Origin of the sequence: Nocardia albiluteola (assembly GCF_018860155.1) — a bacterium.
GTDB lineage: Bacteria > Actinomycetota > Actinomycetes > Mycobacteriales > Mycobacteriaceae > Nocardia > Nocardia albiluteola.
Window position 1 is genome coordinate 70,591 of sequence record NZ_JAHKNI010000028.1, and the last position, 7,375, is coordinate 77,965.

General features: G+C 64.3%; 9 protein-coding genes. All 9 read right to left on the bottom strand.

Annotation, left to right across the window (positions count from 1 at the left end; translation table 11 throughout):
- Positions 1-2: 2 nt before the first annotated feature.
- Positions 3-512 (bottom strand): YbaB/EbfC family nucleoid-associated protein, encoded by a 510-nt coding sequence (locus KO481_RS41640; RefSeq protein ID WP_215924088.1) that lies wholly within the window; start codon positions 510-512, stop codon positions 3-5.
- A 2-nt stretch (positions 513-514) separates the two neighbouring features.
- Positions 515-877, bottom strand: a complete 363-nt coding sequence (locus tag KO481_RS41645; RefSeq protein ID WP_215924090.1) for a hypothetical protein — start codon at positions 875-877, stop codon at positions 515-517.
- A 1,036-nt stretch (positions 878-1,913) separates the two neighbouring features.
- On the bottom strand, positions 1,914-2,687 hold the full coding sequence (locus KO481_RS41650) for an ESX secretion-associated protein EspG (protein WP_245402274.1): 774 nt from the start codon (positions 2,685-2,687) through the stop codon (positions 1,914-1,916).
- A gap of 121 nt (positions 2,688-2,808) precedes the next feature.
- Complete coding sequence (locus tag KO481_RS41655; protein ID WP_215924092.1) at positions 2,809-3,978, bottom strand: hypothetical protein; 1,170 nt, start codon at positions 3,976-3,978, stop codon at positions 2,809-2,811.
- A complete protein-coding gene (locus KO481_RS41660) occupies positions 3,978-4,508 on the bottom strand; it encodes a hypothetical protein (protein WP_215924094.1) in 531 nt (176 codons plus the stop codon). The genes KO481_RS41655 and KO481_RS41660 overlap by 1 nt, the downstream gene beginning before the upstream one ends.
- Positions 4,509-4,568: 60 nt before the next feature.
- Positions 4,569-5,162, bottom strand: a complete 594-nt coding sequence (locus KO481_RS41665; RefSeq protein ID WP_215924096.1) for a DUF3558 domain-containing protein — start codon at positions 5,160-5,162, stop codon at positions 4,569-4,571.
- Positions 5,163-5,287: 125 nt separating this feature from the next.
- The gene (locus KO481_RS41670) at positions 5,288-5,887 is read right to left on the bottom strand and encodes a hypothetical protein (RefSeq protein WP_215924098.1); all 600 of its coding nucleotides are present in this window, start codon (positions 5,885-5,887) and stop codon (positions 5,288-5,290) included.
- Positions 5,888-6,557: 670 nt separating this feature from the next.
- Positions 6,558-7,025, bottom strand: coding sequence for a DUF4254 domain-containing protein (locus KO481_RS41675; protein WP_215924100.1), 468 nt, complete (start codon positions 7,023-7,025; stop codon positions 6,558-6,560).
- An 8-nt stretch (positions 7,026-7,033) separates the two neighbouring features.
- A partial coding sequence (locus tag KO481_RS44995; protein WP_215924103.1) for a hypothetical protein occupies positions 7,034-7,375 on the bottom strand: 342 nt, incomplete at its 5' end.

Below are 7,375 nucleotides of genomic sequence, written 5' to 3' on the forward strand. Positions count from 1 at the left end.
AGTCACCAGCCGGAGTCGGTGACTCCGGCCTCGCGGGACTTGTGCTCTTCGACCACCTCGACGTTGTCGTAGACCATCGGGGAATCCTCGCCCGTGGCAACGCTGTCGGCGGCGGGCTTGCTCAGCGACGGCGGCGGCGCCATCGGCATGCTCGCGCGCAGATCCGGCATGCCGGGAACGAGATCTTGGATCTTCGGCAGGCGGGCCCGCTGCTCCTGCAGCGGCTGCATCAATTCCTTGGTCTTCTGGGTGACATCCTCGACCGCGGCCTGCGTCGCCTCGACGATCGCCCGGGAGAGTTCGGCATGGGTGAGATCGTCGATATCCTTGGTGAATTTGACGTCCACGAGAATATTGTTCGCATTGACCAATGCGGTGACGCGGCCGCGCCGCGCGGAACCCTTACCGATCAGCTCGGTGCGATCACGCTGCAGCCGCGCAATCGACTGCAGTGTCGACTGGATATCCTCCATCAGGTCCGGAAAGTCCTCCGGACCGGCAAGACCCACCATGACTACGCCCCCTGGGTGTAGGTGCTGGTGTTCGCGGTCTCGATTTCGTTCTGGATGTAATTCGCCGTCTGAACCTGGCTCTCGGCAATGTTATTGATGGACGAACAGAAACCCTGGTCTCCGTTGATTCCATTGTCCATCGTCGACCGGGTCGACAGATAGCCCGGATTGTTCTGCGTGCCATCACCATCGGCGAATGTTTTGCCGATCTTGTCGGTGCCCCAGCAGGTGCCGATCGCGTCGGCGCCGTTGGCCAGTTCGGTCCAGATTCCGGCGAGCTTGTCGCTCAGCGCACGGGTGACGTTCGCAGACCTCCGGAATGCATCCGGATCCAGGCTGAACTGCTGTTGAGTGTTGTTCCCCATCGCACGCACCTCTCCTGCCGTGTCATGGGGGCACGCCACGCCCCGCCTCGTCTGGACTCGTCTGCGCCGGTGCCGATTCCGGAGACGGCACAGACACCCTGCTGGTCAACGGTAACACCAACGCGACATGACAACCACCCAAATAAATAGGGGCAGGAGGACGCAGGTCGCCCGACCAGTCTGCCGCTATCATCACCGGCTCTGCGCTGGTCACGATGTTGGTTAGCGCTCACAAGGACCATCGGGTCGGAAAGCGTTGTGGGCTTGGGTAATCCGGGCTGCGGACACTCTATGTTCACGGCGTGATTGATGCTTGTCGCATCATGAAATCCGGCGCTGGACGTGCCCGGTTGATGTAGGCGGCACGCGGCCGCGACGGAGCGCGCGGACACGGCCACGAGCGCGTCGGCGGATGCTTCCGGTCACGAATGAGCCGGCTACCTCACCGGTCGTGAATGGACTTGCCGGACCCGATGATCGCGAGTGCGCCCGCAGAGGGCACCGATCCAGGCCGGGTCGACCGAGCCCGCCGATCGCGAATCAGGGGCACCGGCACCAATCATCACGAATGCGCCGGCAGACGGCACCGATCCAGGCCAGGTCGACCGAACCTGCCGATCACGAATCAAGGGCACCGGCACCAATCATCATGAATGCGCCGACAGACGACACCGATCCAGGCCGGGCCGACCGAACCTGCCGATCACGAATCAGGGTCACCGACACCAATGATCACGAATGCGCCGACAGACGACACCGATCCAGGCCGGGCCGACCGAGCCCGCCGATCACGAATCAGGGTCACCGGCACCAATCATCACGAATGCGCCGACAGACGGCACCGATCCAGGCCAGGGCCGACCGAACCTGCCGATCGCGAATCAGGGTCAGCGGCACCGATGATCGCTCACGCGAGGCGCGGCGGTGCGGGCGGCCGATGGGGCGGCCCGCACTGCCGTTCGCGAATAGGTCCTGCGAGTTCGATGTTCGCGAGTTCGACGGGCGAGATATCCGCCGGCGAGCACGTCGAGCGGCGCTACCAGGTGTCGGGCTGGTCCTCGCGAAGGCGTTGCTGGGCACGTTCGATCCAGGTGGCGAAGCAGGTGGTGAGGTCGTTGGGGGTGGCGGGGCGGACGGTGAGGTGCTCGCGAGTCTGCTGTACGAGGTAGCGGCCGTCGCGGGCGATGTCGACCCAGCGGGTGAGATGCCAGGGGGCGGGGTGGTGGAACAGGGAGCCGGTGAGCAGGGCGGCCGTGCCGCCACCGTCCATGGGCTGGCGGTACATGCGGTCGTAACGGTCGCGCGGGGTGTTGCGAGCGTAGCTTTCGGCGGGACGGCCGCGCAGGTCCTGGAGGTGGAAGGTGTCCGGCCTGCCTTGTCCCGCAGGGAAAGACGGCACGACGGCGGCCAGGCGGGCGGGCAGCTGCTCGGGGCGGAACATGCGGCAGCGGATCGGACCCTCGACGGTGTCGCGCGCGTCGGGATCGGCGGTCTGGGTGAGCATGACCGCGTGATATGCGGTGCGCCCGCCCAGGATTCGATACTCCTTCGGCGTTCCGTTACCGAGAGTCGTGGACTGGCCCTCGATTTCGATACGCAGCTCGGCGGTGGTGAGGGTCTGGAAGGCCAGCTCGATCTGGTCACGCTCGTCGCGGTCGTAGCGGGAGTGCACTGCCTGACGGTGGTAGTGCACCTCGTCCAGGGTCGGGAACCGGCTGGTGTACCCCATCGGACTCGGCAGCCGATCGCGCGCGTCACCCAGCCACAGCGCCGCGAAATCGTCCGTTTCCCAACGCCATTCGGCCATCATTCACCCTCTACTTCAAACAAGACTGTCCCCCGGCTGCACTTCCGGCTCGCCGCTCACTCCGGGTCGATCATTACATTGGCTCGCCGATCATTCCGCGCGCCGGGAGTTCAGGCGAGCGCGGTCAGGCGCCGGCATGCGGGTCCTCGTAGTCTCCGCCGATCACGCCGCCGGGAATGGTCTTCGGTTGGGGGCCCAGGAGTTCCTCGGTGTTCTCCATGTTCCGGAGCCATTCGGGCAGGCTGTGATCGGCGTCGTCCTCGCCCTTGCCCTTGCCCTTGTTGGCGCCACCCATGCCGCCCATACCGGTCATGCCCGTGCTGGAGGTGCCCGCCTTGGTGGCGGCTGCCGCGGCCGTGGTGCCGGTGGTCGTGTTACCGGTACCGGTCACGCTCTTGCCTAGGCCGCCACCGGAATTCGTGGTCGTACCGCCGTCGTAGCCGCCCGAGCCCGAACCGGTGCCGGTACCGCTGGTGAAACTGCTCGGCGTGGTCGACAGGCTCGAGGACAGACCGCTGTAGAAGCTACTGGGGAGCGTGCTCAGCGAGGTCGAGGCGTTCGAGGACTGATAGCTCGAGTGCGAGGTGGAGTCCGAGGACGAGGTGCCGGACTGGCTGCCCGAATCGCTGCCCGAGCCGCTGTAACTCGTACTGCTGGTGCTGTTTCCAATGCTCTGGTTGTTGCTGTTGCTGTTACTGTTACTGGAGTTCGGGTTGCCGCTGGTCGGGGTGTACGTGTACAGCGGGTTGGTGGGGCTGGTCGGCTTGGGGGTCACCGGGATCGACTTGTCCGCGGAGATCATGTTGGCGACGTAGTTGTTCTTCATCGCCTCGCGGGCCTTGTCGCGCTCGCTGTTGATCTTCGACAGGGACCGCGGACCGTGGTGCCCGAAGAAATCTCCATCCAGGGGATGCCAGATACTTACATGCTCAATCGGCTTGTCCACACCATTTTTGGTGTTCGTTACGCCATCCTTGGCGGAGCCGACCTGGCTGGCCAGGGCATTCAACGCGTCGGTCAGCTCCTCGGAGCGGCTGGCATAGTTGGAGATTGCGGTCCGGGAAGCATCGGCGGCCTTGCCGTCCCATGCGGCCGAACTCGACTGGCGGATACGCGAGGCGAAGAAGGAGGCGGCCTCGGACCATTTGGAAGCGATATCGCCGTACTGCTGTTCCGGGGTTTGCGCCGTCCCGGGGCTCAACGGGTCGAAGGCGTTGTAGATATCCCAGTGCGACATGCTGTCCGGGTTTTCGCCACCGTTGGCGATCTTCGGGGGTTCGTTCGAGACGGCCATTACTTCGACAGCCCCAGTCCGGGATTGGTGGTGACGCCGACCTGCATCGGGGTGCCGATCGGGCTGGGCTCGAGGTTCGCCATCTTCGTGTTGTATTCGGCGGCGAAATGGGCGTCCTGCTGGCAGAACTGCTGGGCGATGGTGTGGTGGAGGGTTTGGATGTCGTCGACGATTTGGTAGTGCTGGTCGAGGATGTCATGGAGGTTGTCGTCCGAGTCCGTGGGCAGACCCGCATTCGCGGCTTTACTGCGGAACCGCGACACCACCGTTCCAGCGGAAGGCAACTTAGGATTCGATTCGCCCAGACCCCAGTCAGTCCGGTTGGCGATATCGGTCGCGGTACTCTGAAGTTCCCTGATCACCTTCTTGAACGCTATGCAGTCCCGCTCAATGTAGGCGAACTCATCGGCGTTGAGCCTGAAATCCTTCTTCAGCCCGTTGCCGAAGCTAACGGTCAAGGCGCCGTTCTGGGCGTCAGTGATCAGGCTCGCGAGCGGCCCTGTCGGTGCCGGGTTACTTCCATCGGCCATGGTGCGGGTCTCCTCCCCCTACTTGATCCGACCGAGATCGACGGACGGCGAACTTCGAGCTTAAGCAGATGCCGGGATCATGGGAACCAGGTCCGCAGCCAGCTTCTTGGCAATCTCGCAGGAGTCCTGGGTCCCGGTCGCTTTGCCCGACGCAGGGTTGTCGACCGAAAACTCCAGCCCTCCGCCCTTCATCTCGACATGTATCAAGCAGGCAGCACGCAAGTCCTTCTGGCCGATGTTCTGGAACGTGATGGCCTGACGTCCGTCGATCGTCAGCTGCTCCACGACCTTGAATCGCGTGTTGGCCTGCACCATGGGGATCGTCAGGTTGGTGGTGCTTACATCGAGACCGTACCCGTCTCCGTTGTAGGTGCTCCATACACATCCACGCCATATAGCGCTGCCGTTTTGAGTGTCCGACTTGTTCGGGTCCGAATCCAAATGCTCCGCAGTGATGAACGACTGCGGCAGCTGGCACCCGTTGATCGCGGTCGGCACAGTCTGTGCGACCGTGGGCGTCGCGGAGGCACTGGACTGTCCCGCACTTGGTGTGCCGGAGTTTCCCCCGCCTCCACTGGGCCCGCACCCGGCCAGTAGCGCGGTTGCACCGGCAACCGCTGCTGCACAACGGATTCCACGTCCCCAGACAGTCATCTCGTCCTCTCAGCGCCGGTGCCGCGATATCGAGGAGGCCGGATCGGAATATTCCGCCCCCTCAACGGCTCCAATCGAACCTACAGGCCCGGTTTTTCCGCTGCAAGCGCAACTCTTGCCGCTGGTCAGATCCAGCGGTTGCCCTCGGGGCGCGCGAGCTCGCACCATACGGTCGTGCGGCCGTGGCGGCGAAATACGCCGGACCGGACACTAACATCCTGGACGCACTCGCTGATCAGGTCCTCGGCCTCGCCGAGAACAGCGGCATTGCCGGGGGAATCGTGGACCTCGACCACGAGCCGGTTCGCCGAGATCGCCCGCAGGCGGATCGTCATCCCGGTCGGGTCGGCGGGCTCGCAGTCTTGGACCGTGCCGACAAAGGCCTTGGTCAACTCGTAAGTGACCAGTTCGGCGTTGAACAGCACATCGGCCCACAGCCAGCGGGTGAGTGTGTTGCGGACGAACCAGCCCGCGACCGTCACCGAATCCCACTGCACGGTCAGATCGATCCGGTCGGGCCCGGTACCGGGCACGGCTCCCTGTGGCGGGACCGGATGCCCATCACCCGCACGGGAGGACAGGTGCGTTGCGATCGCATCCAATCTTCCTGCGAGGATGACGATTTCGCGGTCGTCCAGCAGCTTGGCCGCCGCATCGATGGCCGCGAACTCACACCAGGCCACACGACGGAGATCATCTCGCACTGTCTCGGCTTGCTCGCTCATCGTGCAACCGCCCAGCACGCCTCTTCCCGCGCTCCCCAGAGATCAGTACGGAGATCGTCCCGCAGTGTCGCGGCTTGCTCCCTCATCGCGCGACCACCCAACGCGAATCTTCCCTTACCGCCCAGAGATCGGCACACAGATCCTCCCTCAGTGTCTCGACTTGATCGCTCATCGCGCACCCACCCAGCACGACTCGTCCTGCGCTACCCGGAAACGAGTGCGTAGATCGTCCCGCAGCTTCTCGGTCTGCTCGCTCATCGCGCACCCACCCGGCATGAATCTTGCTGTGCTGACCAGAGATCGGCGCGAAAATAGGCCCCGGAGTGTCTGCTGCTCATCGTGCAGCCACCCGACGCGAACCTTGCTGTGCCGACCAGAGATCGACGCGAAAATAGGCCCCGCAGTGTCTCGGCCTGCTCGCTCACCTCGCAGCCACCCAGCGCGAACCTTGCTGCGCTGACCAGAGACCGGCGCGAAAATAGGCCCCGGAGCGTCTCGGCCTGCTCGCTCACCTCGCACCCGCCCAGCGCGAACCCTGCTGCGCTGACCACAGATCGGCGCGAAAATATGCCCCGGAGCGTCTCGGCCTGCTCGCTCACCTCGCACCCGCCCAGCGCGAATCTTGCTGTGCTGAGAAGGGATCGGCACGGCAGTTTCTCGGCTTGCTCGCTCATCGCGCTCCTGTCCGGGACGGATCTTCCCGTGCCGTCCATGGATCGGCGAGATCGGGCAGGCGGCGGCGGCCGATACTGACCTCGAACACGAGGTCGGCGTAGCCAAGCGCGATCTCCGAGACCCGCTGCCACAGATAGTGACTGCGTGGCTCGCCCGCTCCCCGTTCCAGCGCGACGCGTGCCGCCACGGAGTATTCCGCCATGCGATCGATCACCATTCCCATCGTCTCGGTGTGAAGAAATGCCGCGCCCGCCGGTTCGGGTGCGTGTGCGGACACCCAGCGGTCGACCTTGTGTACCACTCGTGCCCGGGCGCAATCAATTTCTGGAATATCCGAGATGGAACGTTCCAATTTCGACTCGTGCAGACCGGCTAATTCAGATCCGGCAATCAACAATGGATGTTCCTGCCGGACCACCCCGGCACAAGCCTGCGCCAGCAGGAACCTGGACGGGAGTTGCATGAATCTCATCAAGCCGCACCCCTCCAACGGCCGGCATTCGTCGATCCGCACCGCAACCAGGTCCACTGCGGACACACCGTTTCCAGGTCGAAGCCCTCGTCGCAGACCAGTGCCGGCTGGTTGTTCACGTGCCCGAGGTCGTAGACGACGATGGCATCCGCACCCAGTGTCGCGGCCAGTACCAGCGCATACGCGACAGGGTCGACCGCATCGGCGGGCGGATGGTTGGGTCGACCACAGGCGCGGTGGTCGAGTTGCCTCGACTCCGTTTCCTGTGGCCGCCCGCCGAACCGGACGTGCGAGTTTCCCCGCATCCGGCTCTCCATGGATTTCATGCCAGTGCTCCTGTG